Annotated in this window: 22 protein-coding genes; 7 read left to right on the top strand and 15 right to left on the bottom strand. The window is 67.9% G+C overall.

Features of this window, described 5'->3' with window-relative positions:
* Positions 1 to 59: 59 nt before the first annotated feature.
* The 5 genes from AC5P9N_RS20055 to efp all read right to left on the bottom strand — a co-directional run bounded on the left by AC5P9N_RS20055 (position 60) and on the right by efp (position 4,321).
* Positions 60 to 764, bottom strand: coding sequence for a squalene/phytoene synthase family protein (locus tag AC5P9N_RS20055; RefSeq protein ID WP_099484821.1), 705 nt, complete (start codon positions 762 to 764; stop codon positions 60 to 62).
* An 11-nt stretch (positions 765 to 775) separates the two neighbouring features.
* Complete coding sequence (locus AC5P9N_RS20060; RefSeq protein WP_005410378.1) at positions 776 to 1,471, bottom strand: phosphoglycolate phosphatase; 696 nt, start codon at positions 1,469 to 1,471, stop codon at positions 776 to 778.
* Positions 1,468 to 2,184 (bottom strand): bifunctional 2-polyprenyl-6-hydroxyphenol methylase/3-demethylubiquinol 3-O-methyltransferase UbiG, encoded by a 717-nt coding sequence (gene ubiG, locus AC5P9N_RS20065; protein ID WP_099484822.1) that lies wholly within the window; start codon positions 2,182 to 2,184, stop codon positions 1,468 to 1,470. Before ubiG ends, AC5P9N_RS20060 begins: the two co-directional genes overlap by 4 nt.
* A 25-nt stretch (positions 2,185 to 2,209) precedes the next feature.
* Positions 2,210 to 3,553 (bottom strand): TRZ/ATZ family hydrolase, encoded by a 1,344-nt coding sequence (locus tag AC5P9N_RS20070; RefSeq protein WP_005410380.1) that lies wholly within the window; start codon positions 3,551 to 3,553, stop codon positions 2,210 to 2,212.
* A 201-nt stretch (positions 3,554 to 3,754) separates the two neighbouring features.
* On the bottom strand, positions 3,755 to 4,321 hold the full coding sequence (gene efp, locus AC5P9N_RS20075; protein WP_005410381.1) for an elongation factor P: 567 nt from the start codon (positions 4,319 to 4,321) through the stop codon (positions 3,755 to 3,757).
* Positions 4,322 to 4,417: 96 nt separating this feature from the next.
* Here efp and epmB point away from each other — a divergent pair, with 96 nt between their 5' ends.
* The gene (epmB, locus tag AC5P9N_RS20080) at positions 4,418 to 5,458 is read left to right on the top strand and encodes an EF-P beta-lysylation protein EpmB (RefSeq protein WP_099484823.1); all 1,041 of its coding nucleotides are present in this window, start codon (positions 4,418 to 4,420) and stop codon (positions 5,456 to 5,458) included.
* A 65-nt stretch (positions 5,459 to 5,523) separates the two neighbouring features.
* Here epmB and AC5P9N_RS20085 read toward each other — a convergent pair whose 3' ends face one another.
* The 3 genes from AC5P9N_RS20085 to AC5P9N_RS20095 are packed head-to-tail and all read right to left on the bottom strand — an operon-like array spanning position 5,524 to position 9,397.
* A complete protein-coding gene (locus tag AC5P9N_RS20085) occupies positions 5,524 to 7,650 on the bottom strand; it encodes a putative bifunctional diguanylate cyclase/phosphodiesterase (RefSeq protein ID WP_049430192.1) in 2,127 nt (708 codons plus the stop codon).
* A complete protein-coding gene (locus tag AC5P9N_RS20090; protein WP_049404638.1) occupies positions 7,647 to 8,579 on the bottom strand; it encodes a phosphate/phosphite/phosphonate ABC transporter substrate-binding protein in 933 nt (310 codons plus the stop codon). Before AC5P9N_RS20090 ends, AC5P9N_RS20085 begins: the two co-directional genes overlap by 4 nt.
* Positions 8,580 to 8,626: 47 nt before the next feature.
* The gene (locus AC5P9N_RS20095; protein ID WP_005414025.1) at positions 8,627 to 9,397 is read right to left on the bottom strand and encodes an RNA methyltransferase; all 771 of its coding nucleotides are present in this window, start codon (positions 9,395 to 9,397) and stop codon (positions 8,627 to 8,629) included.
* A gap of 120 nt (positions 9,398 to 9,517) precedes the next feature.
* Between AC5P9N_RS20095 and AC5P9N_RS20100 the strand changes: the two genes are divergently transcribed.
* Positions 9,518 to 10,345 carry an inositol monophosphatase family protein gene (locus AC5P9N_RS20100; protein ID WP_005410386.1) on the top strand — a complete coding sequence of 276 codons (828 nt, stop codon included), beginning with the start codon at positions 9,518 to 9,520 and terminating at the stop codon, positions 10,343 to 10,345.
* A gap of 652 nt (positions 10,346 to 10,997) precedes the next feature.
* Here the strand turns inward: AC5P9N_RS20100 and htpX are convergent.
* Positions 10,998 to 11,864, bottom strand: a complete 867-nt coding sequence (gene htpX / locus AC5P9N_RS20105) for a protease HtpX (protein ID WP_005410387.1) — start codon at positions 11,862 to 11,864, stop codon at positions 10,998 to 11,000.
* Between the two features lie 93 nt (positions 11,865 to 11,957).
* Here htpX and gluQRS point away from each other — a divergent pair, with 93 nt between their 5' ends.
* The 3 genes from gluQRS (at position 11,958) to phaR (ending at position 14,346) form a co-directional block, all read left to right on the top strand.
* Positions 11,958 to 12,899 carry a tRNA glutamyl-Q(34) synthetase GluQRS gene (gluQRS, locus tag AC5P9N_RS20110; RefSeq protein ID WP_099484824.1) on the top strand — a complete coding sequence of 314 codons (942 nt, stop codon included), beginning with the start codon at positions 11,958 to 11,960 and terminating at the stop codon, positions 12,897 to 12,899.
* The gene (gene phbB / locus AC5P9N_RS20115; RefSeq protein WP_099484825.1) at positions 12,896 to 13,636 is read left to right on the top strand and encodes an acetoacetyl-CoA reductase; all 741 of its coding nucleotides are present in this window, start codon (positions 12,896 to 12,898) and stop codon (positions 13,634 to 13,636) included. Before gluQRS ends, phbB begins: the two co-directional genes overlap by 4 nt.
* Positions 13,637 to 13,818: 182 nt before the next feature.
* Positions 13,819 to 14,346: a polyhydroxyalkanoate synthesis repressor PhaR gene (gene phaR, locus AC5P9N_RS20120; protein WP_005410391.1), complete on the top strand. Its 528-nt coding sequence runs from the start codon at positions 13,819 to 13,821 to the stop codon at positions 14,344 to 14,346.
* A 72-nt stretch (positions 14,347 to 14,418) separates the two neighbouring features.
* On the opposite strand, the gene AC5P9N_RS20125 is transcribed toward phaR, so the two are convergent.
* The 6 genes from AC5P9N_RS20125 to AC5P9N_RS20150 form a co-directional block, all read right to left on the bottom strand.
* A complete protein-coding gene (locus AC5P9N_RS20125; RefSeq protein WP_012480844.1) occupies positions 14,419 to 15,375 on the bottom strand; it encodes a TraB/GumN family protein in 957 nt (318 codons plus the stop codon).
* Between the two features lies 1 nt (position 15,376).
* Positions 15,377 to 16,306, bottom strand: coding sequence for a DUF1684 domain-containing protein (locus AC5P9N_RS20130; RefSeq protein WP_005410393.1), 930 nt, complete (start codon positions 16,304 to 16,306; stop codon positions 15,377 to 15,379).
* A gap of 11 nt (positions 16,307 to 16,317) precedes the next feature.
* On the bottom strand, positions 16,318 to 18,222 hold the full coding sequence (gene mutL, locus AC5P9N_RS20135) for a DNA mismatch repair endonuclease MutL (protein ID WP_062606511.1): 1,905 nt from the start codon (positions 18,220 to 18,222) through the stop codon (positions 16,318 to 16,320).
* A 165-nt stretch (positions 18,223 to 18,387) separates the two neighbouring features.
* Positions 18,388 to 19,950, bottom strand: coding sequence for an N-acetylmuramoyl-L-alanine amidase (locus AC5P9N_RS20140; protein WP_099484826.1), 1,563 nt, complete (start codon positions 19,948 to 19,950; stop codon positions 18,388 to 18,390).
* Positions 19,951 to 20,032: 82 nt separating this feature from the next.
* Positions 20,033 to 20,515 (bottom strand): tRNA (adenosine(37)-N6)-threonylcarbamoyltransferase complex ATPase subunit type 1 TsaE, encoded by a 483-nt coding sequence (tsaE, locus tag AC5P9N_RS20145; RefSeq protein ID WP_005410396.1) that lies wholly within the window; start codon positions 20,513 to 20,515, stop codon positions 20,033 to 20,035.
* Positions 20,512 to 21,996: an NAD(P)H-hydrate dehydratase gene (locus tag AC5P9N_RS20150; RefSeq protein ID WP_099484827.1), complete on the bottom strand. Its 1,485-nt coding sequence runs from the start codon at positions 21,994 to 21,996 to the stop codon at positions 20,512 to 20,514. The genes tsaE and AC5P9N_RS20150 overlap by 4 nt, the downstream gene beginning before the upstream one ends.
* Positions 21,997 to 22,019: 23 nt before the next feature.
* On the opposite strand from AC5P9N_RS20150, the gene queG reads away from it, so the two are divergent.
* Complete coding sequence (queG, locus tag AC5P9N_RS20155; RefSeq protein ID WP_033834693.1) at positions 22,020 to 23,090, top strand: tRNA epoxyqueuosine(34) reductase QueG; 1,071 nt, start codon at positions 22,020 to 22,022, stop codon at positions 23,088 to 23,090.
* 44 nt (positions 23,091 to 23,134) lie between these two features.
* Positions 23,135 to 24,466, top strand: a complete 1,332-nt coding sequence (gene xseA, locus AC5P9N_RS20160; RefSeq protein ID WP_099484828.1) for an exodeoxyribonuclease VII large subunit — start codon at positions 23,135 to 23,137, stop codon at positions 24,464 to 24,466.
* The last annotated feature ends 274 nt before the right edge of the window (positions 24,467 to 24,740 follow it).

Consider the following 24,740-nt stretch of genomic DNA (forward strand, 5'->3'; position numbering starts at 1 on the left):
TCACAGAGCGTGCGGACCAAGGTCCGCACCCACCAGAAGCAGTCAACAGCGCCGATCGATCAACCGCGCGCAGCCCACCACACGCGCAACAAGGTGCGCACCGGGGTCGCTTCAATCGGCTTGCCTGCGGCCTGCGCGGCAACGCGGGCGCGCGCCAGGCTGGACCACACACGGCGCGGGCGCGGGCCGGGCACGCGCGTGCCCCAGCCCTTCAACAGATGCTGCGCCCAGCGCTGTGCAGCCGTGCTGGCATCACCATCCAGCAGGCTGCGCGGTACACCTGCCACGCCGGCATCCTGCAGGCGCTGGGCCAGGGTCTGCAACTGCACCGCGCGACCGGCACCGGTGCGCGGCTTGTCCGCGAACAAGGCCGCCTCCACCGCAGCTACGGCCTCGGCGTAGTTGGCCAGCGCACGCTCGGCACCGGCCGCATCCAGTGCGACGGTGCGCGCTTCAACCAGATCCGGCAGCGCCTCGGCCAGCTGCGCCCATGGCGCGCGCACCGGCTCCAGCAGACGGCCCAGTGGATGGCGCGAACGATGCCCGGCCCAGCTGCGCAGTTCCTCGCCCCACCATGCCAGCTTGGCATCGGCCGGCAGCGGATCGCCGCCGGTATTGAGCATGTCGTCGAACTCCTGCAGCAGCGCGAACCACGCCACGGCAAGCTCGCGTTGCGATTCGGCCACGAACGGGGCGGCCACCGACCATTCCGGCCAACGGCTGCGCCACTTGTCGAGGAAACTGTCCAGCGCGGTACTGCTCACTACGTGATTCCTTACGGCTGGGCCGGGGCTGCCGGCCGGGTCGGCCAGAGACTGGCCAGTTGCAGAAGTTCGGCGTTCTCGACCAGCACGTCGGCCTGCCAGGCCAGCGGGTCGTCGCTGTGCAGGCGGTAGCCCCACAGCGCCGCCACCGACGGCATGGCGGCAGCGCGTGCGGCGATGATGTCGCGCTCGTCGTCACCCACGTACACGCAGTCTTCGGCGGCAATGCCAATGGCCTGCGCAGCGTGCAGCAGCGGCAGCGGGTGCGGCTTGCGTTCGGCCAGGCTGTCACCACCGACCAGTACTGCACAGCGCTGCTGCCAGCCGTGCTGCGGCAGGATCAAGCGCGCCAGGTATTCAGGCTTGTTGGTAACAATGCCCCACACCGTACCGGCCTCATCCAGCGCGGCAAGCATGCCGGCCACGCCGTCGAACAGCACTGCGTGCTGGCCGATCAACGCTTCATAGCGCTGCAGGAATTCCGGGATCAGTGCATCGCGCGCAGCGGCATCCAGGTCCGGGAACGCGGCCGAGACCATCGCCCGCGAGCCCTTCGACACCACCGGGCGCAGTGCGGCCGGATCGATGGGTGCACGACCACGTTCGGCCAGCATCGCGTTGCAGGTGGCGACGAAGTCCGGCGCGCTGTCCAGCAACGTGCCATCCAGGTCGAACAGCACCGCACGTGGGAAGCGGGCGGAGGTCATGCCGGCTTGACCGCGTAGGCCAGGTAGTTGATGTCGGTGCGGCTGCTCAGGCGGGCGTGGTTGCGCCACGGCTCGTAGGCCATGCCGCTGACGTCCACCAGCTGCATGTCGGCCTCGCGCAGCCAGCGCGCCAGCTCGGCCGGCTTGATGAATTCCTGGTAGTGGTGCGTGCCCTTGGGCAGCAGCCGCGCCACGTACTCGGCACCGACAATCGCCACTGCGAAGGCGGCAGCGGTGCGGTTGATGGTCGACAGGAACAGGTGGCCGCCCGGCTTCAGCAGGCGCTTGCAGGCCTCGATGATCGCGCCCGGGTCCGGCACGTGCTCCAGCATTTCCATGCAGGTCACCACATCGAAGCTGCCCGGCTGCTCGGCGGCCAGGTCCTCGGCGGCCTGCACCCGGTAATCGACCTTGGCGCCGCTTTCCAGCGCATGCAGGCGCGCGACCTTGACCAGCTCCGGGGCCAGGTCGATGGCGGTGACGTCGGCGCCGGCCTGGGCCAGCGCTTCGCTCAACAGGCCGCCACCGCAACCGATGTCGAGTACGCGTGCGCCGCGCAGCGGAACGCGGTCGGCCACGTATTTCAGGCGCACCGGGTTCAGCGCATGCAGTGGCTTCTGCGGGCCGTCAGCGTCCCACCAGCGGTTGGCCAGCGCGGCGAACTTGTCCAGCTCGGCCTGATCGAAATTGGAGGAAGTGTGGGGGGCAGTCATGAGGGAGTCCTTGCGGCGCCGGGGTTCAGGCGCGGATATGACGGATGCGCTCGCGCCACTGGCGCGCGTTGGCGATGATGCCCGGCAGGTCCATGCCGACCAGCTCGCGCTGCACCAGCTTCGGCTTGCCGGCGATCCAGACGTCGCTGACCTGCTGGCGGCCGGTGGCGTACACCAGCTGCGACAGCACGTTGTGCAGCGGCTGGGTTTCCAGTGCGGACAGGTCGACGCAGACCAGGTCGGCCTGCTTGCCGACTTCGATCGAACCGATGCGCTCGCCGAAGCCCAGCGCGCGGGCACCGCCCAGGGTGGACGCGCGCAGCGTGGTTGCCGCGTCCAGCGCGGTGGCGTCATCGGCCACGGCCTTGGCCAGAATCGCCGCGGTGCGGTTCTCGCTGAACATGTCCAGGTCGTTGTTGCTGGCGCAGCCGTCGGTGCCGATCGCCAGGTTCACGCCGGCGCGCTGCAGGGCGCAGGCCGGGCAGAAACCGGAGGCGAGCTTCAGGTTCGATTCCGGGCAATGCACCACGCTGACGCCACGCTCGGCGCACAGGTGGATTTCCGCATCGGTCAGCTGGGTCATGTGCACCGCGATCAGGCGGTCGTTGACCAGGCCGAGGCGATCCAGCCGCGCCAGCGGGCGCTGGCCGTGCAGCTTGATCGAATCGTTGATCTCCTGCGCGGTCTCGTGGGTGTGCAGGTGCACCTGCATGTCGAGCTGGTCGGACAGCATCCGCACCCGCTCGAAGTTGGCATCGTTGACCGTATACGGCGCATGCGGCGCGAACGCGGTGCCGATCAGCGGATCGGTGCGCCACTGGTCATGCAGTTCACCGGCCTTGGCGAAGTACTCGTCGTCGGTCTTGGCCCAGGCGGTGGGGAAATCGATGATGACCGCGCCGACCAGCGCGCGGAAACCATGCTTCTTGTAGACGGCGGCCTGCACATCGCCGAAGAAGTAGTTCTCGTTGGCGCAGGTGGTGCCGCCGCGCAGCATCTCGGCGATGGCCAGGGTGGTGCCGTCGGCCACGAATTCCGGCCCGATCACCGCCGCTTCCACCGGCCAGATGTGCTGCTGCAGCCAGGTCATCAACGGCAGGTCGTCGGCGACGCCGCGCAGCAGGGTCATCGGGTTGTGCGTGTGCGCGTTGACCAGGCCCGGCATCAGCGCGGCCTCAGGGCGGCTGACCACCTGGGTGGCACGGAAGCGCGCGCGCGCCTCGGCACGCGGCAGGATGGCCACGATCTCGCTGCCACGCACGGCAACGGCATGGTCTTCCAGCACCACCGCATGCGGCTCGATCGGAACGACGTAACCGGCTTCGATGAGCAGGTCGCAGGCTTCGGGGAGGTGCGGGCTATCGCTCATGCGGACTCACTGGCTGGGGGGCGGCGAGATACTTCTGGGGGACACGCCCCTGAGTCAGGGGCTGCCGCGAAGCGGCGGGGTCTGGAGACCCGTGAAGCGGGGGCCCATGATCTGCCGAAGCAGATCATGGGAGCGCCAGCGCGAATGCGATGGCGCGTATCCGGCCAGCGGCCGTCACTACCGTAATCCGGCTGCGCCGGATTACTTGACGCGTGCGGAGTATTCGCCCGAACGGGTGTCGACGCGGATCACTTCGTCCTGGTTCACGAACAGCGGCACGCGGACCACGGCGCCGGTTTCCAGGGTGGCCGGCTTGCCGCCGCCGCCCGAGGTGTCGCCACGGACGCCCGGATCGGTTTCGGTGATCTTCAGCTCGACGAAGTTCGGCGGCTGCACGAAGATCGGCTCACCGTTCCACAGGGTGACCACGCAGGACTCCTCGCCCTTCAGCCACTTCTCGGCGCCGCCCATGCCGGCCTTGGTGGCCTGGACCTGCTCGAAGGATTCCGGGTCCATGAAGTGCCAGTACTCGCCGTCGCTGTACATGAAGTTCATGTCGGTATCGACGACGTCGGCTGCATCCAGCGAGTCGGTCGACTTCATGGTCACTTCCTGGGTACGGCCGTCCTTGATCAGGCGGTACTTCACGCGGGTGAAGGCCTGGCCCTTGCCCGGCTTGACGTATTCGGTGTCGATGATGACGGCCGGTTGGTTGTTGACCAGGATCTTCATCCCGTTCTTGACGTCGTTCATGCCGTAGCTGGCCATGCGTAAACTCCTGAGTGGCAAAAACGCCGCGGGTGCGGCGAGCCGTTAGAATGGAAAGCCCACCGGATGCCGGTGGGCGACTGTTTTTCTGCCCCCATGATAACCGCAGGCCCCCTCTCCATGCAGCTTTCCGCCTTCCCCCGGCCCCAGTCGCCAGGCGCGCCCGCGCGCTGGCAGCAGCTCTGGCGCAAGGCACTGCGCGACCCGCAGGCGCTGCTGGCCCGGCTGCAGCTGGACCCGGCGGCACTGGGCGTCTCCGAAGCGGCCATGGCCCAGTTCGCGCTGCGCGTGCCGGAGGGGTTCGTGGCCCGCATGCGCAAGGGCGATCCGGCCGATCCGCTGCTGCGGCAGGTGCTGCCGATCGACGAGGAAATGCGCCCGGCGCCCGGATTCAGCTTCGATGCGGTGGGCGATGGCGCGGCCAAGAAGGCCACCGGCGTCATCCAGAAGTACCGAGGCCGCGCCCTGCTGGTGGCGACGGGCAGCTGTGCGATCAACTGCCGCTACTGCTTCCGCCGCCACTTCGACTATGGCGCGGAAAACGCTGCCAAGGGCGGCTGGCAGGAGGCCGTAGCCGCCATTGCCGCCGACCCGGACATCGACGAGGTGATCCTGTCCGGCGGTGACCCGCTGTCGCTGGCCACGCACAAGCTGGTCGAGCTGACCGACGCCCTGCGCGCGATCCCGCATATCCGCCGCCTGCGCATCCATACCCGGCTGCCGATCGTGCTGCCCGAGCGCGTGGACGAGGAACTGCTGGCCTGGCTGGGTGGCCTGCCGTGGCCGCTGGCCATCGTGGTCCACGCCAACCACGCCAACGAATTCGACGCCAGCGTGGACGCCGCGATGGCGCGCCTGCGCGGCATCGGCGCCCAGCTGCTGAACCAGGCGGTGCTGCTGCGCGGGGTCAACGACAGCGTGCAGGCCCTGCAGGACCTGAGCGAGCGCAGCTTCGCCGCCGGCGTGCTGCCCTACTACCTGCACCAGCTGGACCGGGTCGAGGGCGTGGCCCACTTCGAAGTGGACGACACCCGGGCCAAGGCATTGATTGCCGGGTTGACCGCGCGCCTGTCCGGCTATCTGGTCCCGAAGCTGGTACGCGAACTGCCCGGCGACCCGAGCAAGCGCCCGGTGTAATTCCGTAGCGGGGGTCATCCCTTTTCCTGCGGAAAAGGGATGACCCCCGGCACAACGTCAATCGGTCAAACGCCCGATTCGATCATCCGCACCACTTCGGTGGCGGTGACCGGGTGGCTCAGCCAGTAGCCCTGCCCCAGATCGCAGCCGCGCTGCGCCAGCAGCTCGAACTGCGCCTGCTGCTCGATGCCCTCGGCCACCACCGTGATGCCCAGCGCGTGGGCCATGGCGATGATCGCCGTAGTCAATGCGAGGTCGTCGGGATCCCGCTGCATGTCGGCCACGAAGCTCTTGTCGATCTTCACGCCGTCCACCGGCACCTGGCGCAGATGACTGAGCCCAGAGAAGCCGGTCCCGAAATCATCCAGCCAGACCTTCACGCCGGTGCGGTGCAGCTTGTCCAGCAGCTGCGCGGCGACCATCTCGTCACCGATCACCGCGGTCTCGGTCAGCTCCAGATGCAGGCGCGACGCTGGCAGCCCGGACTCATGCAGGCACTGCGCGACCAGCGCCGGCAGTTCGCCGCCGCGCAGCTGCCGCGGTGACACGTTGACCGATACGAACAGGTCGTCGCCTGCCACGCCACGTGGCCATTGCGAGGCCTCCATGCAGGCCGCACGCAGGACTTTCGGACCGATGATCTCGATCAGGCCGCTCTGCTCGGCCACCTCGATGAACACCGATGGCGGAATCGTGCCCAAGGTCGGATGCTGCCAGCGCAGCAGCACTTCGACGCCGACCATGCGGCGGTCGCGCATGCGGAAGATCGGCTGGTAGGCCAGGCGCAGTTCGCCGCGCTCCCAGGCCCCGCGCAGCTCCTGTTCCATATGCACGCGACGTTCGACCGCGTGGTCCATCGCCCGGCTGTAGTAGCGATAGCAGTTCTTGCCGGCCATCTTCGCCTGGTACATGGCGATGTCGCCGTTTTTCAACAGGGTGGTCGCATCGGCCGCATCGTCGGGGAACAGGGTCACGCCGATCGAGGTGCCCAGGAACAGCTCCCTGCCCTGCACCACCAGCGGCCTGCCCAGCTCGCGCACCAGCACTTCGGCCAGCAGCCGCGCGTTGGCGGCCACATCACCGTCGCCCACCAGGATCACGAACTCGTCACCGCCGAAGCGGGCCAGCAGGGCCTCGTCGCCGCCTGCCTCCGCAACGGCGCGGCCGATGCGCTGTGCGAACTGCAGCAACGCCTCGTCACCGGCCTCATGGCCAAGCGTGTCGTTGACCCGCTTGAAATCGTCGATGTCGGCGAACAGCAGGCCCAACCGGTGATTGGCGGCACGCGCCGCCATCAGCCGATGGTCCAGCGCTTCGCGGAATGCCAGCCGGTTGGTCAGCCCGGTCAGCGCGTCGGTATAGGCCATGCGCCGCACTTCACGGTCATGGCGGGCGATCGCATCGCGCATGCGGGCGAAGCCGCGCACCAGCTCACCCACTTCGTCGTCACGGGTGTTCTCGGCCAGGGGCGTCTGGTAGTCACCGGCCTCGATGCGGCGCGCGGCCGCGGCCAGATCGCGGATCGGCGCGACCAGCGTGCGCTGCACGTACAGGATCACCACCACGCCGATCACCACCAGCAACCCCAGCATCAGCAGCAACCAACCCAGGTGGCGGCTGCCGACCAGTTGCAGGCGCTCGCCAAGGGTGGCGTTGGCCGCCTGTTCGCGTTGCTGCACTTCGTCCAGCGCCATGCCGACGCGGACGCCGCCGATGCGCTGGTTGCCAACCATGATCGGCATCGTGTTGTCCAGCACCTTCGGCGATTCCTGCACCAGCAAGGCCTGCGCCGCCGCAGCCTTGGGTGCCAGGGGATCGGCCATCGGCTGGCCGAATCCCGGGACCTCGACCGAGCCGTCGTGCACCAGCCGGCCGCGCTCGTCGAACACCAGTACATAGCGCACCACCGGCTGTCGCGCCGTGCTGCGCACCAGCACGCCGACCTGGTCCAGGTCGCGGTAATACAGCGGGTTGGCCAGCGCATCGGACAACTCGCGTGCCATCGCCTCGCCGCGGCTGCGCACGCTGCGGTCGAACAACTCATGGATGACGCCACCGCTGAGGGTGCGCACCTCGCTCTGCATCGCCGTCTGGCGCCCCAGCAGCACCGCCAGGATGGCGACCACCACGACCATCGCTCCGCCCATCGCCAGCAGGAACCGGGCCTGCATCCCCGAGCCGAGCCACTTCATTCCACTTCCATCCGCACGCGCGTCAATCCTTGTTTCAATTCATCCAACCGCTGCTGCGCATGCGCATCGACACGGTGGAAACCGGAAGTGCCAAAAAACCGATGCAACGCACCCTGTGCCTGCGGGTCGCTGGCGGCCTGCAGCAGGACTTCCTGCAGGCGGTCGCGCACCCGGGCATCGAGGTCGGCGCGGACCATCTCCACCGCACGCGGGTAGGGTTCGGTGCGCAGCAGTTCGCGGAAATCGCGCCGGAATGCAGCCGGCACCCGCCGCTCGTCGTTCCAGTCCACGCTGCTCACCGCCCCCACATCCGCCATCCCCTTGTGCACGTACGTCGCGATGTTCAACTCGCTGCGCGCGAACACATACCCCACGCTGTCACGCCCGGGCACGTCCCAGACCCCGGCCAGGATCTGCGGCGACAGGCCATGGTTCAGCAGAGTCATCACCGGCACCAGGTAGGCGCTGGTGGATGCCGTGTTCTGCAGGGCCAGGCGATGGCCGCGCAGATCCTGCACCCGCTGGATGGGACTGTCGCTGCGCACGAAGAACACCGTCTGGTATTCGCGCACCCCGTTGCGCTCGGTCAACAGCAGCGGCCGCGCACCACTGCGCTGGCCCAGTGCCACCGCCGTACCGGAGGTTTCCGTGACCCAGTCGACCCGTCCCCGCCGCAGATAGCTGGCCATCTGCTGCGGGTCGCGGGCCATCAGTACCCGCCCCTCCTGGATGCCGACGTCATGCATGCGCGCCACCACGTAGTCCAGCAGGGGTTGCAGCTGCTCGTAGTGAGCCTGGGGGTCATCGCTGATCCGGCCCAGCACCAGCACCGGATCCGGTGCTGCATGCACGGCTCCGGCCAGCAGGACCATGGCCAGGCTCAGCAGTCCCCCCTGCATTGCCTTTCGCAGACCCGACACAGACGTCATCCCCCCCTGGGTATCCAGACAGACTACCCGAAAAAATGAGAACGTCGTCAGCTGTCCTTGCTGCCGGCCTGGGCCAGACGCGCCATGCGCTGGGTGTCGGCGAGGATGCCACGCAACAGGCGCACTTCCTGCTCGCTCGGCTCGCTGCGCAGGAACAGGCGGCGCAGCTTGCGCATCGCCGATTCCGGCGCGCGGCCCTTGTGGAAATCGATCTCGTCCAGGGTGTCGCCGAGCTGGGCGAAGAAGCTCTCCATCTGCTCATGGCTGGCGGCCTGTTCGCGGAAGCCCGGCTCGGCGTCGGCGGCCGGCTGCGCGCCCAGCAGCTGCATGCGCGTTTCGTACGCCAGCACCTGCACGGCGGCGGCCAGGTTGAGCGAGCTGAACTCCGGGTCTGACGGGATGTGCACTGCGGCGTGGCAGAGCTGCAGCTCCTCGTTGGTCAGGCCGGTGCGCTCGCGGCCGAATACCAGTGCGACCTCGGCACCTTCGCCCGCCTTGGCCACCGCACGGGCAGCGGCATCGGCCGGCAGGTACTCCTCCAGCTGGACGCGGCGGGCACGGGCCGTGCAACCCAGTACCAGGCGGCAATCCGCCACGGCCTCGGCCAGGGTAGCCACCACCGGAGCGTCCCCCAGCACGTCTTCGGCACCGGCCGAGCGGCGGAAGGCCTCCTCGTCCAGCGGCTTTTCGGGGGCGACCAGCACCAGGCGGGCCAGGCCCATGGTCTTCAGGGCGCGGGCGGCAGCCCCCATGTTGCCGGGGTGCTGGGTACCGACCAGGACGAATCGGAGGCGGGTGGCGGCGGGAAACTGGGACATGAACAGGGAAAAGGTCGAGCTGGACGATGACCAATGGTAAACTGTGCGGCCGGCCACTGCGCCGGACCCGCTCTTTTCCCCCGCCAGTCCATCTCTTCTGCCTTTCCGGGAGCCCACGCCATGCAGAAACCCGCCGTCACCGTCATGGTCAAGGCCGCCCGCCTCGCCGGCAACGTCCTGTTGCGCAACATCAACAAGCTCGAGGCACTGAACGTGGTGCAGAAGGGCCGGATGGACTACGCCAGCGAAGTGGATGCGGACGCGGAAAAGGTCATCGTCAAGGAACTCAAGCGCGCCTACCCGGATTACGGCATCTTCGGTGAAGAAGGTGGCGTGCAGGGCGAGCGCCGCCAGATGTGGGTCATCGACCCGCTGGATGGCACCAGCAACTACCTGCGCGGCGTGCCGCACTACTGCGTGTCGATCGCCCTGGTCGAGAACGGCGAGCCGACCGATGCCGTCATCTTCGATCCGCTGCGCAATGAACTGTTCACCGCCAGCCGTGGCGCCGGCGCCGTGCTGAACGACCGCCGCATCCGCGTGGCCGACCGCAAGGATCTGGAAGGCACGATGATCCACACCGGCTTCGCCCCGCGCGAACGCAGCCGCGCCAGCGCGCAGCTGAAGTCGGTCGACACCCTGCTGGTCCAGGCTGAGGACATCCGCCGCACCGGTTCGGCCGCGCTGGACCTGGCCTACGTGGCCTGCGGCCGCGCCGACGCCTATTTCGAAGCCGGCGTGAAGGCGTGGGACATCGCTGCCGGGCTGCTGCTGGTCCGCGAGGCGGGTGGCAAGGTCTGCGACTTCAAGGGCGCGACCCTGGGCCGGATGGACAACCGTGGCCCGGAGACCCACCAGATCGTTGCCGGCAACCTGAAGGTGGCCGAGTCGCTGCAGAAGGTGCTGGTGAACACGGGCTACGCGGCGGAGTTCGACGCGAAGTTCTGAGGTTTCGCGTAAAGCGGTTCATGGAGACGGCACCTGCGAGGGTGCCGTTTTCGCTTGTGCGGTGATCGTGCTTGTCACTTTCTTTGCTCGTGCAAAGAAAGTAACCAAAGAAACACGCCGCCAGGGCGCGAGCCGTCGCTACGCGCCGGTACCCTGCGCTTCTCGGTGAATCAGGGGACGGCGCCGAACTCGCTGCGCTCAGACACCGGCGCCTCTTCGCCCCTGATTCCCCTGCGATGCTCGGCTCGCTCAAGGCGGACCCAAGGTCAAATGCCACAGCTGCACCCAGTAGATCCACGCCATGCGTGGATGCTGTTGCCCTTGATCTTGATTTTCCAGTCCGCCTTCAAGCGAGCCGAGCACCGCAGGTCCGGCGAGGGCGAAGAGGTGCGGGTGTCTGAGCGCAGCGAGTTCCCGCACCGTCCCTCGACGGGCCGAGGAGCGTAGGGTACCGGCGTGCGCAGCACGTCGGCTCGCGCCCTGGCGGCGTGTTTCTTTGGTTACTTTCTTTGCACGAGCAAAGAAAGTGACACCTCCCCGCAGGCGCGGAAACGATCCGCCGGGCACGATCCGGCATCAGCAATGCACCGCGCAAACAAAAACGCCCGGCGCGGGGCCAGGCGTTCCTGCACTACCGTAGAAGTACGGAGACTTACGCCACCGTCGACGCCCGCAGCGCGGCGATGCGCTCTTCCAGCGGCGGATGGCTCATGAACAGCTTCTTCGCCGTCGAACCAGCAATACCGAAAGCGGCAATCTGGGTCGGCAGCGTGCTCTGGCCGTGGTTCAGCTGCAGCCGCTCCAACGCGGCGATCATCTTCTGGCGGCCGGCCAGCGAGGCACCGCCGGCGTCGGCGCGGAACTCGCGGTGGCGCGAGAACCACATCGAGATCATGGTGGCGAACAGGCCGAACACCATCTCCAGCACGAACACGATGATGTAATAGGCGAAGCCACGGCCGCCGCCTTCGCGGTTACCCGACAGCGCGCTGTCGATGATGCCGCCGACCACGCGGGCCAGCACGATCACGAAGGTGTTCAGCACGCCCTGCAGCAGCGCCATGGTGATCATGTCACCGTTGGCGACGTGGGCGATCTCGTGGCCCAGCACCGCTTCGGCCTCGTCTTCGCTCATGTTGTGCAGCAGGCCGGTGGACACCGCGACCAGTGCGTTGTTGCGGTTGGCGCCAGTGGCGAAGGCGTTGATCTCCGGGCCTTCGTACACCGCTACTTCGGGCATGCCGATACCGGCCGCCTTGGCCTGGCGCTCGACGGTGGCCAGCAGCCAGCGCTCGGTCTGGTTGCGCGGCTCGGTGATCACCACCGCACCGGTGGAGCGCTTGGCCATCCACTTGGAGAGCAGCAGCGAGATGAAGGAGCCACCGAAGCCGAAGATCGCGGCCATGACCAGCAGGCCGCTCATCTGGCTTGGATTGACCCCGAGCAACGACATCACGATGCTGGCGAGAATCAGGACCGCGAAGTTGGTCGCCAGGAACAGGGCAATGCGGGTAAACATGGGAAAATCCGGCTCGGAAGGGGTCGATACCGGTCAATTTGCGGTGTGGTCAGCTTGAATTCAAGCGCCAACCTGACCGACGATTCAGCCAGCATGACCTCCCCCATTCCCTGCGGTCGTTTCGCGCCCTCGCCGACCGGCCTGCTCCATCCCGGATCCCTGCTCGCCGCCTTCGGCAGCTGGCTGCTCGCGCGACATAACGGCGGCTTGTGGCGGCTGCGCATCGAAGACGTCGATCCACCACGCACCGTGCCCGGCGCCGCCGAGTCACAGCTGCGGGCGCTGGCAGCGTTCGGCCTGGTCCACGATGGCCCGATCCTCTGGCAGAGCACCCGCGGCGAGGCCTACCAGGCCGCGCTGGACGTGCTGCTGGCCAGCGACCAGGCCTTTGTCTGCCACTGCAGCCGCAGCGACCTGGCCGCCAACGGCGGCATCCACCATCGTTGCGTCGCCCGGCAACTTCGACCGGACCCTGCCGTCCGCTTCCGCGTGCCACCGGGCAGCATCGTGCACTTCGACGATGGCCTGCGCGGCCCGCAGCAGCAGGACGTGCACGCCGAAGTCGGCGACTTCGTGCTGCGCCGCGCCGATGGCTGCTGGGCCTACCAGTTGGCCGTGGTGGTCGATGACGCCGCACAAGGAGTGACCGAAGTGGTGCGCGGCGCCGACCTGCTCAACTCCACCGCGCGGCAGATCCTGCTGCAGCAGGCATTGGGGCTGGCGGTGCCGCGCTACTGGCACCTGCCGCTGCTGCTGGATGCGCCGGGCCACAAACTGTCCAAGTCGCTGGCGGCGCTGCCGGTGGACAGTTCGCACCCGCTGCCCGTGCTGCGCCAGCTCTGGAAGTTGCTCGGCCAGGCACCTGGGGCGCTGGAACCTGCGCACGACCTGGATACGCTGCTGGCCACCGCTCGGCAGGCCTTCGACCCGGCACGACTGCCGCGGACCGACATCCTGTTGCCAGCCGGCGCACTTTCCGCGCCGATGTTGCAGAATCCCCCTTCCCCCACCCGACACCCGGACAACACTCCATGACATCTCGCGTCGCACTGGTCACCGGCGGAACCGGCGGCATCGGCACCGCCATCTGCCAACGCCTGGCCGACCAGGGCCACCGGGTCGCCACCAACTACCGCGACGAGGCCAAGGCCCGCGCCTGGCAGCAGGCAATGACCAAACGCGGCTACAGCGTTTCGATCTTCCCGGGCGATGTCTCCGATCCAGGCAGCGCCGAAGCGCTGGTGCGCGCCGTCGAGGCCGAGCTGGGCCCGGTCGAGATCCTGGTCAACAACGCGGGCATCACCCGCGACACCACGTTCCATCGCATGCGCGCGGACCAGTGGCACGATGTGATCAACACCAACCTCAATTCGGTGTTCAACGTCACCCGCCCGGTCATCGAGGGCATGCGCCGCCGCGGCTGGGGCCGGGTCATCCAGATCAGTTCGATCAACGGCCTGAAGGGCCAGTACGGCCAGGCCAACTACGCGGCGGCCAAGGCCGGCATGCACGGCTTCACCATCTCGCTGGCACGCGAGAACGCCGGCTTCGGCATTACCGTCAACACCATTTCGCCCGGCTACGTCGCGACCGACATGGTGATGGCGGTGCCGGAAGAAGTGCGCGCCAAGATCGTCGCCGACATTCCCACCGGGCGCCTCGGCAAGCCGGAGGAAATCGCTTACGGGGTGTCCTTCCTAGTGGCGGAGGAAGCCTCGTGGATCACCGGAAGCAACCTGGACATCAATGGCGGCCACCATATGGGTTGGTAAGCCGCGCCGGCCTCGGCGGCGCACACCCGCCGCCCCTGCCGATGGTCATGCTGCGCAGCACGCAAACCCTTGTTGCGCAACATGATCCCCTGTGAAAGCCAAGCCTGGCGGGGGCTGAGGCGGTTGCAACGGCTGCTGCACTGCGCCATGCTTCGCATCTAATGTGACGAGTGACCGCTTCAATGGCTGCGACCCGCATCATCAAGAAGTATCCGAACCGCCGTCTCTACGACACCGAGATCTCCAGCTACATCACCATCGAGGACGTGCGCCAGCTGATCCTGGACGGTGAAGACTTCGAAGTCCGTGACGCCAAGAGCGGCGACGACCTCACCCGTTCGGTCCTGCTGCAGATCATTGCCGACCAAGAACAGGACGGCGAACCGATGCTGTCCACCCAGCTGCTGAGCCAGCTGATCCGCTTCTACGGCGATTCCCTGCAGGGCTTCATGGGCAACTACCTGGAGCGCAGCATGCAGGTCTTCCTCGACCAGCAGCAGCAGTTCCGCCAGCAGATGGGCAACCTGCTGGGCCAGACCCCGTGGGCGATGATGAACCAGCTGACCGAGCGCAACCTGGAGCTGTGGCAGGAATTCCAGCGCAGCATGGGCACCGGTTTCGGTGGTCCGCGACCGGGTGGCACCGGTACCGGCACCGGCAACAAGCCCAACGAACCCGGTACCGGCACCGGCGGCAAGACCCGCCGCTGAGCCGATGTACCGGCGGATACGAAAACGGCGCGCCCAATGGCGCGCCGCTTTGTTTTGTGCCCCGGGGGAGCATCAACGTTTAGCTTTGCACCCCGTGCATACGCGTTCGACCTTGTAGCCCTTCGCCTTCAGCTTCTCGACCACGCCGTCACCGCCCAGAAGGTGCAGCGTACCGACCACCACCAGCGTGCCACCCTGCCCGGCCTGCAGGTGCGGCAGCAGCTTCGGTACCCACGCATCGTTGCGCCCGGTGTTGATGCGCTGGTAAAGCTGCGGGTACTGCTGGCGCATTTCCGCGGCCATCTTCGTCCACAACACGCGCTCATCGCCTCGCCGCCAGGCATCATGCAGCTGGCGCGCCTGCTCATCGCCCTTGCCCGCCTGATCCAGCGCCTCGGACAGCATCTGTCGCTGCTCCTGCACGGTCATGCCGTCGAGCATGCCGATCTGGGTATCGATGTCTTCCAACCCAGCGGTCCTGCGGCCGGTCTTCTGCGCGCGCTCCATGAAATGACGGTCCAGGCCCAGCGCCGGGTCCAAGCCCATCTTCTGCATTTGCCCAACCGAAATGCTCAGGCCGACGAACCAGGGCTTCATGCCCTGCATCTGTGCCAACGGAAGCTTGTTCTCGGATGCGAACGCCTGCAGCTTCTGCCAGGTGGCCGCGTCGAGATCGCGCTTGAGCTCGCTGCCATCGGTGCGCACGGCAGCCTGCACCATGCGGCTGGCCAGCTGCGGCGACTGCATGTCCTCCGGCGACAGTTCGAACACGACCCGCTGCGAGGCCTCGAAGGCCTGCTCGACATCGGGCGACAGCGGGTAGTCCTGCGGTTTCAACAGGTGGAATGATCCAAGCAGGTATACGCGTGAATCACCCGGGCCGGTCACCTTCCACAGCAGCGGCACCGGCGGCTTGGCCGCCGCCGTGGCCGCGGCGTCGGTGGCCGGTGCATTGCGCGCCGGTGCCAGCGGTGCGATTGCAAACGCTGCCATCAGCAGCGTTGCACGGAACAGTCCCTTCAACGGCATCTCAGCCCTCTCCTTCAGACAGGTGGTAGGCCTTCTCGCCCGCTTCCATGCGCAGGTCCAGCCGGTTTTCCGGCGGCGCCAGCGGGCACGTGGCATAGGCAGTGAATGCACACGGCGGGTTGTAGGCATGATTGAAATCGATGCGTAGCGTGCCGTCGGCTGCCGGCGCATCGGTATCCAGGTAGCGCCCGGCCGGATAACTGCCGCGGCCACTGGTGCGGTCGGCAAAGATCAGGAACAGCGGCTGCCCGGTGGCTCCGATCGCCTCCAGCCGCCATGTGCGGCCGTCGCGTTCGAATTCGACCGCACCCGCATTGGGCATCTCGGTGGTCAGGCCGGTGATGTCGACAATGGGCAGGGTCTTGCCCGCCGGATGCGGGATGAAGCGTGCCTGCACCTGCCAGTCCGGGCCACCCGGCCAGTACTCCAGCCCGGCGAAATCACGGCGCGCCGGCGCATCGGCATGCTTGACCCGCAGCGCATCGCGCGGCCCGCGCCGGATGATGCTGAGCTGGCCCTTGCCACCGTCGAAGGCCAACAGGGTTGGCTGCGGATCCTTGTCGGTGTCGATGCGGATACGGCCGCGCACCGGCTGGCCATCATGGCTGACATCCACACCGGCTTCGGGCGTGAACCACCACTGGCTGCCCTCGCGACGCAGCAGGCCCAGCTTGTCCGGGCCAACCGTCAGGCGGATGCCGTTGGTGGCACCACTGCCGACGAAGTGTGATTTGTTCTGCAGCCAGTGCAGGCCGACCAGGGCCGTCCAGCCATCGGGCCGGGTCAGGTCCTGGTAGCGGGCCACCCGCCATTGCTGCTGCGCGGCCGCATAGGCCGGATCTTCGGTAACCTTCGGCGCCGGCGGTGTTGCCGGACTGCACGCGGCCAACAGCAAGGCGGCCAGCAGGCCGCCCATTCCCCGATAACGCATCGATGCTCCCCTCAACGTCCGCGCAGGAACCAGCGGTCGATCTCCGCCAGCGAAAAACGGGCCCAGGTCGGCCTGCCGTGGTTGCACTGGCCAGACCGTTCGGTGATTTCCATGTCGCGCAGCAGCGCGTTCATTTCCGGCACGGTCAGGCGCCGGTTGGCACGCACCGCACCGTGACAGGCCATTGTCGACAGCAGTTCGTCACGTGCGCTGGCCACGCGGCGGCTCTGGCCGTGCTCGCGCAGGTCGGTCAGCACATCGCGCAGCAGCCCCTCCGGTTCGGCATGCGCCAACAGCGCTGGAATACTGCGCACGTGCAGCGATCCGGGACCGGCACGGGTCACCTCGAAGCCGAGCGCCGCCAACGTTTCGGCTTCACTTTCGGCGGTGTCGGCTTCGCGCTCGCCCACGGCGAGTGTGATCGGCACCAGCAGCGGCTGCGACTGCAGGCCGATACCATCGTGCGCGTTCTTCAGGCGCTCGTAGCCGATGCGCTCGTGCGCGGCATGCATGTCGACCACGATCAGGCCTTCTGCGTTCTCGGCCAGGATGTAGATGCCGTGCAGCTGCGCGATCGCGTAGCCCAGCGGCGGTACGCCGGCGTCGGCACTGGTCACCGGCAGTCCGTTCTCGGCCGGCATCGGCGGCAGCGCAGCACCGCGTTCGGCACCGGCCGGTGCGGCATACAGCGCGGCATAGGCCGCCGGTGCATCGGCCACCTGCAGTCCAAGGGGCTGCTGCGGGCGCCAGCCGGAAAAACCACCACCACCGCCACCCGAGCCGGCACCGGGCGCAGGTCCACGCGCCAGCCCGAAACCCGATGCGCCCGCGCTCGATGTCATCGGTGCAGCAGCGGCGTCCACCGGATGCACCGGACCCGCACCGATCTCCTGCGCCGACATGCCGGCGCGGGTATCAGCCAGCGCGTCCTTCAGCGTGCGGTAGACGAAATCGTGCACCAGCCGCGAATCACGGAAGCGAACCTCGTGCTTGGCCGGGTGCACGTTGACGTCAACGCGGGTCGGGTCGAGCTCGAGGAACAGCACATAGGCTGGCTGGCGGCCGTGGTACAGCACATCGCCGTAAGCCATCTTCACCGCATGGGCGACGCTGCGGTCGCGCACCGAACGGCCGTTGACGTACAGGTACTGCTGGTCGGCGCTGGCGCGCGAATAATGCGGCTGCGCGATCCAGCCGTGCAGGCGCAGGCCGGCACCACTGTGGTCGACGCGCACGGCCTGGTTGGCGAAATCCTCGCCCAGCGTTTCGGCCAGGCGCGCATCGGAATACAGATCGCCCGGCTTGTAGCGGCGCGAGGCCTTGCCGTTGTGCGACACGCGCAGCTCGACATCCGGTCGCGCAAGCGCCAGCGAACGCAACCACTCTTCGATATGGCCCAGTTCGGTACGCTCGGCGCGCAGGAACTTGCGCCGCGCCGGTACGTTGTAGAACAGCTCGCGCACTTCCACCGTGGTGCCCGGTGCATGCGCACGTGGCGTCACTTCGCCGATCTTGCCGCCTTCGATCTGCAGTGCCGAACCGTGTTCGTCATGCGCGCGACGCGAGGACAGGGTAAAGCGGCTGACCGAGGCGATCGACGGCAGCGCTTCGCCACGGAACCCGAGCGTGGCCACCGATTCGAGGTCGTCCAGATCGGCGATCTTGCTGGTGGCGTGGCGCGAGACCGCCAGCGGCAGCTGTTCCGGCGCGATGCCACTGCCATTGTCGCGGATGCGGATCAGGCGGACACCACCCTCTTCAAGATCGATATCAACGCGGCTGGCACCGGCATCGATCGCGTTCTCGACCAGCTCCTTGACCACTGACGCAGGACGTTCGACCACTTCGCCGGCGGCGATCTGGTTGATCAGGATTTCCGGCAACGGCCGGATCGGGCGCGGTCCGGGCGCGCTCATGGGAGAGGATGGGCAGCAGACTTCATGGGTTGATGATAGCGGAGCCGCCCCGTGTAGAGTCGACTGTCAGTCGACTGCCCTCCGCCGGGCGGCGAAAACCCCGCGCTGCGCGCGTAGTTGACTGACAGTCGACGCTACAGAAAGCAGTAACCTGCCTTCGGCGGGTTACTTGCTGCCGCCGGCCATGGTCCCGGCAGCGTCGATCTCGGCCTGGGCACGGGCTGCGTACAGCGTGCCCGGCGGTGGCTGGCGGCTGAAGAAGGTGTGCACGCCATCGAGCACGGCGCCGGCGATCTTGCGCTGGTAGGCCGGGTCGATCAGGCGGCGCTCTTCGTCCGGGTTGGAGATGAACGCGGTTTCCACCAGCATCGCCGGCATGTCCGAGGTGCGCAGCACGGCGAAGTTCGCACGTTCGATGTTCGGCTTGTGATTGTTGCCGATCCGCTTCAGGCCGCCCAGCACGTGGCCGGCGGCATCTTCAGATGCCTTCATGTAACCGCTCTGGGCAAGGTCCAGCAGCACGTTGGCAAGCGTGCCTTCGGTCTGCTGCAGGCGCACGCCACCCACCAGGTCGGCCGCGTTTTCCTTGTCCGCCAGCCAGCGGGCGCGCTGCGAAGAGGCGCCCTTGGTCGACAGCACGTATACCGACGAACCAGTGGCCGAACGGTTTTCGGCCGCGTCGGCATGGATCGAAATGAAGATGTCGGCCTTGTTTGCACGTGCCTTCTGCGCACGCATCGGCAGCGGGATGAACACGTCGCTGTCGCGGGTCAGATAGGCCTTCAGGCCCGGCGTCGCATTGACCTGGCGGGCCAGCTCACGCGCCACCGCCAGGGTGACATCCTTTTCGCGCTTGCCGGTCGGGCCGATCGCGCCGGGATCCTGGCCACCATGGCCGGGATCGATGGCGACCACCAGATGACGCATGCCGGCCTGCATGCGGATGCGCGAGGCATCGCTGGGCATGGCCGGGCGCGGCGGTTCCACCGGCGTCGGCGCCGGTGCAGGCACGGTAGCCGGCGGCGTGGTCACCACGGCGGCGGTGCGCTGGCCGGCCAGGATCGCGGCCGGCGAGGAAGAAGGTGAGCTGCTGGCCACGGTACCGGCCGCCGCAACCTGGGCCGGCGCGGTGGACGGCGCCGGGGTCGGCGTGGCCGGTGCGGCGGCAGTGGCACTGGCCTGCTGCCGCACCTGCGCGGTCAGCAGTGCGGTCGCACGTGCGGCATCGGAACGCGACTGTGCGCTTTCAGCCGGGGTCGGCGCGGGCGTCGCCACCGGTGCCTGCGGCTGCACCGCCGGTGTCGCTGCCGGACGGCTGGCGGCCATGGCCGGGCCATCGCCCGGCCATTCGATCACCAGCTTGGATTCATTGCCCTCCCGCTGCATCTGCGGGCGGAACGGCGCCACCGATTCAGCGAGGTCGAAAACGACACGGAAGGTCCCCGGCACCGGCTGTCCGGTACGCACCGCCGTGACCACGCCCTGGGCAGCCGGCATCTTCAGGTTGCGTATGGCGCTGGAGTCAGGGAAGTCGACCACCAGACGGTTCGGACTGGCCAGAGAAAGCGTCTTGTAGCCGCCACTGCCGACCAGCGAGATCTCGGCACGGGTGCCGGTGGCGCCGGTATTCAGCAGGACCTGGCGGACTTCACCGGCCCACGCACTGACGCTCGCCAGACCCAGTCCGACGGCGGCACAGATAGCGATGAGACGGTTCCCCGGGCGCATGGCTCAGGATTCAATCACCGCGCTGAACGGAATGCAACACCTTTTTCCTTAATAATCCGTAACCTGCCGGTCTTTGTTCTCGTCAGCCGACAGAAATGGCCTGCAAGTCGCCCCCTTGGGGAAGCCGCTTCAGCCACTCATGTCCGACGTCGCTGGCTCCGGTGAGACGGGCGCGACGCCCCTGCCCCTCGATCTCCAACGCCACCACCAGGTCGGTCGGCGGCAGCGCGCCAGCGCCGCGTTCCGGCCATTCCACCAGCCACAACACCGCGCTGCCCTCGTCCAGGCCCAGGAAATCGAGTTCGCCGGCTTGGCCGATCCGGTACAGGTCCAGGTGCCAGGCCTCGCCACCGCTGGCCAGCGGATAGCGCTCGACCAGGGTGTAAGTGGGGCTGCGGATCGCGCCCTGCACGCCCAGCGCGCGCAGCAGTGCGCGTGCGGTGGTGGATTTGCCGGCGCCCAGGTCGCCGCGCAGTTCGATCAGCGCCTGCGGCGGTCGGGTCGCCGCCAGCCACTGCCCGAGCAGTTCGGTGGCATCGCTGTCGGCAAGGAAGAATTCAGTCATGAAGAGCGTTCCGGGTTGGCCAGTTGCCGCAGCGGCACCAGCAGATCAGTGGGAAGCATGCCGCGCGCGCCGTCGGCGGCCGCAGCGTCGCCGGCGAGCGCGTGCAGCAGTGCGCCAGTGGCGGCAGCGTCGAAGGCGGCCAGGCCCTGCGCGCGCAGGCTGGCAATGATGCCGGTGAGCAGGTCGCCCATGCCCCCCACGGCCATGCCGGGGTTGCCTGCAGCAATCAGCCGTGGCACCTGCCCGGGCGCCGTCACGATGCTGCCCGCGCCCTTCAGCACCACCACGGCGTGGAAGCGCTCGGCCAACGCCTGCGCACAGCGGTAGCGATCGGCCTGGATGTCAGCGGTACTGCAGTCGAGCAGGCGCGCGGCCTCGCCCGGATGTGGCGTAAGGATCGCCTCCGGCAGCGCGCGCGGATCCTGCGCCAGCAGATTCAGCGCATCGGCATCAACCACCAGCGGTTTGTCGCTGTCCAGCACCTGCGCAAACATTGCGCGTGCCCATTCGTCCTGGCCCAGGCCGGGGCCGATCGCCACCACCCTGGCCTTCTCCAGCAGCGCCGGCAGCACATCGCCATCTTCAAGCGCATGGGTCATCGCCTCGGGAAGCCGAGCCAGCAACGGGCCGACGTGATCGCGCCGGGTGGCCAGGCTCAACAGTCCCGCGCCGGCACGCAGTGCCGCTTCGGCCGCCATCGCGATGGCCCCACCGCTGCCATGGTTGCCGCCGACGCACAGCACGTGCCCGGATTCGCCCTTGTGGGTATTGGCACGACGCGGCGGCAGCAGTGCCGGCAAGCGAGCCTGGGTCCAGTGCTCTGCGGCGGGTGACACGCCCTGCCATGCGGCCGTGGGTAGCTGCAGCGGCGCCAACGCCTTCCGCCCGCAATGATCCAGCGCATCGCCGGTATACAGCCCGCGATGCGGCACGATGAACTGCAGGGTCAAAGCAGCCTTCACCGCCTCGCCCGGTACGGCGCCCCGGTCGGCATCGACGCCACTGGGGACGTCCAGCGCCAGAACCGGTGCCGTCTGCGCGTTGAGGGCGGCGATCAGCGCCTGCGCCACACCTTCCGGCGCACGGTCGAAGCCCAGACCGAACAGGGCATCAACCCAGATATCGGCCTCGGGCAGCCCGCCGTCGAAATCGGTGATGGTGCCGCCGTGGGACGTGAATTCCGATGCTGCACGCTGTGCCAGCGACGTCGCCGGTGGCTTGCCCGGCAAGGCGATCACCGTCACCGCGCGCCCGGCCTTCCGTGCATGGCGGGCCAGCACCAGGCCGTCGCCGCCGTTGTTGCCTGCTCCGACCACCACGCCGATCCGCTGCGCCTGCGGCCAATGCTGCAGCAGGCACTGCCAGGCGGCCTGGCCGGCCTGCGCCATCAGGCCCCAACCACCCTCGGCGGCCAGCGCCGAAGCCTGCGCATCAAGCGCACGCGCGGCAGCGGAATCGAAAAGATCGGCAAGGTTGGCCATGCAGGGATTTTATACTGGTGCACATGTCCCCCGCCCCCATCCCTGTCGATCCGGCCCAGGCCGTGCAGCGCATCCGCGAACTGGCGCGTGCGCATGGCTTCCAGCGCTGCGGTATCGCCGGCATCGAGCTGGGCGAGGATGAGGCGCACCTGGCCGACTGGCTGGGCCAGGGCCTGTACGGCACGATGGACTGGATGGCGCGCCACGGCACCCTGCGCGCGCGCCCGGCCGAGCTGCTGCCCGGCACCGTACGGGTGATCTCGGTAGGCATGGACTACAGCCACAAGGACGACACCGAAGCCTGGGCAACCCTGGCCGACCCGGGCCGCGCCTACGTGGCCCGTTACGCCTTGGGCCGCGACTACCACAAGCTGATGCGCAACCGCCTGCAGAAGCTGGCCACGCAGATCAACGATGAAGTGGCACCGCTGGGCTACCGCGTGTTCGTCGATTCGGCGCCCGTGCTGGAACGCGCACTGGCGCGCAATGCCGGCCTGGGCTGGATCGGCAAGCACACCTGCCTGATCGACCGCCATGGCGGCTCCTGGTTCTTCATCGGCGAGATCTACATCGATATCCCGCTGCCGATCGATGCACCGGCCACGGCACACTGCGGCACCTGCACGCGCTGCATCGATGTCTGCCCGACCCAGGCCATCACCGGCCCGCAGCGGCTGGACGCGCGGCGCTGTATTTCCTACCTGACCATCGAGCACGACGGTGCCATCCCCGAAGACATGCGGCCGTTGATCGGCAACCGCATCTACGGCTGTGACGACTGCCAGTTGGTCTGCCCCTGGAACAAGTTCGCCAAGCGTACCGACGAAGCCGATTTCCGCGCGCGCAACAACCTCGACACTGCCCGTCTGGACCAGCTGTTTGCCTGGGACGAAGCTGAATTCCTGCGCCGTACCGAAGGCAGCCCGATCCGGCGCAGCGGCCATGAACGCTGGCTGCGCAACATCGCCGTGGCACTGGGCAATGCACCGTCCTCGGCCGAAGCGTTGGCCGCGTTGCATACCCGCGTCGATGATCCCTCGCCGCTGGTGCGCGAACACGTGCAATGGGCGCTGGACCAGCACAGGGTGCGCTGACGTGCGATCCTGAGCCCCCGTTCCGCCCGCAGCACGCCGTTCCCATGCAGCCACGCAACAACGACATCCTCACCCCCAGCCAGCTCAACACCCTGGCCCGCGACCTGCTGGAAGGCAGCTTCCCGGCGATCTGGGTCGAGGCCGAACTGGGCAGCGTGGCGCGTCCCGCCTCCGGGCATCTGTATTTGACCCTGAAGGATGCACGTGCGCAGCTGCGCGCGGCAATGTTCCGGATGAAGGCGCAGTACCTGAAGTTCGTGCCGCGCGAAGGCATGCGCGTGCTGGTGCGCGGCAAGGTGACCCTGTACGACGCCCGTGGCGAGTACCAGATGGTGCTGGACCATATGGAGGAAGCCGGCGAAGGCGCGCTGCGCCGCGCGTTCGAAGAGCTGAAGGCACGCCTGGAAGCCGAAGGCCTGTTCGACCCGGCACGCAAGCGGCCGTTGCCGGCGCACGTGCAGCGCCTGGCGGTGATCACCTCGCCCACCGGCGCCGCCGTGCGCGACGTGCTGAGCGTGCTCGGCCGCCGCTTCCCGCTGCTGGAAGTGGACCTGCTGCCGACCTTGGTGCAGGGCAGCAGCGCCGCTGCACAGATCACCCGCCTGCTGCAGGCCGCCGATGCCAGTGGCCGCTACGACGTGATCCTGCTGACCCGTGGCGGCGGTTCACTGGAAGACCTGTGGGCCTTCAACGATGAAGCACTGGCCCGCGCGATCGCCGCCAGCCGCACCCCGGTAGTGTCGGCGGTGGGCCATGAAACCGACTTCAGCCTCAGCGATTTTGCCGCCGACCTGCGCGCACCAACGCCGTCGGTGGCAGCCGAGCTGCTGGTACCGGACCAGCGCGAACTGGCCCTGCGCCTGCGCCGTACGGCCGCGCGCATGGTGCAGCTGCAACGGCATGCGATGCAGCAGGCGATGCAGCGTGCCGACCGCGCCCTGCTGCGCCTGAACGCACAGAGCCCGCAGGCGCGGCTGGACCTGTTGCGCCGCCGTCAGCTCGATCTGGGCCGGCGCCTGCATGCGGTCTTCAACCAGCAGCAGGAGCGCCGTGCCGCACGCCTGCGCCATGCGGCCGCGGTACTGCGCGGGCACCATCCGCAACGCCAGCTCGACGCGATGCAGCGCCGCCTGACCGCCCTGCGCGGGCGGCCGCAGGCAGCGATGCAGCGCCTGCTGGAGCGCGATGCACTGCGACTGCGCGGACTGGCGCGTTCACTGGAAGCGGTCAGCCCGTTGGCCACCGTGGCCCGTGGCTACAGCATCCTGACCCGCACTGACGATGGCACGCTGGTACGGACGGTCAACCAGGTGCAGCCCGGTGACGCGCTGCAGGCCCGCGTTGGCGACGGCGTGATCGACGTGCAGGTCAAGTAGAGGGTTGCTCGGCAGGGCTGCGCCCTGCACCTGCAGAGGCTTCAAGCAACGGCCGAAGCAACAGCCAAAGCGGCTCTGGATTGCTGATGGTTTGGCGGGGCGGTGTGGCTGTGCAGGACACGCCGTAAACCCATCCATGAAGTGACCCCCGGGAGTTGGACGTCAGATCCAACCCCGAGGGATGCATGAACAGATACGACGCACGTTTCAAACTGCAGGTCGCCAAAGAGGCCTGCAAGACCTCCACATCGGTCAAAGCCATTGCCCGTCGCCA

It is taken from the genome of Stenotrophomonas sp. YJH_SMC_6 (assembly GCF_059371335.1).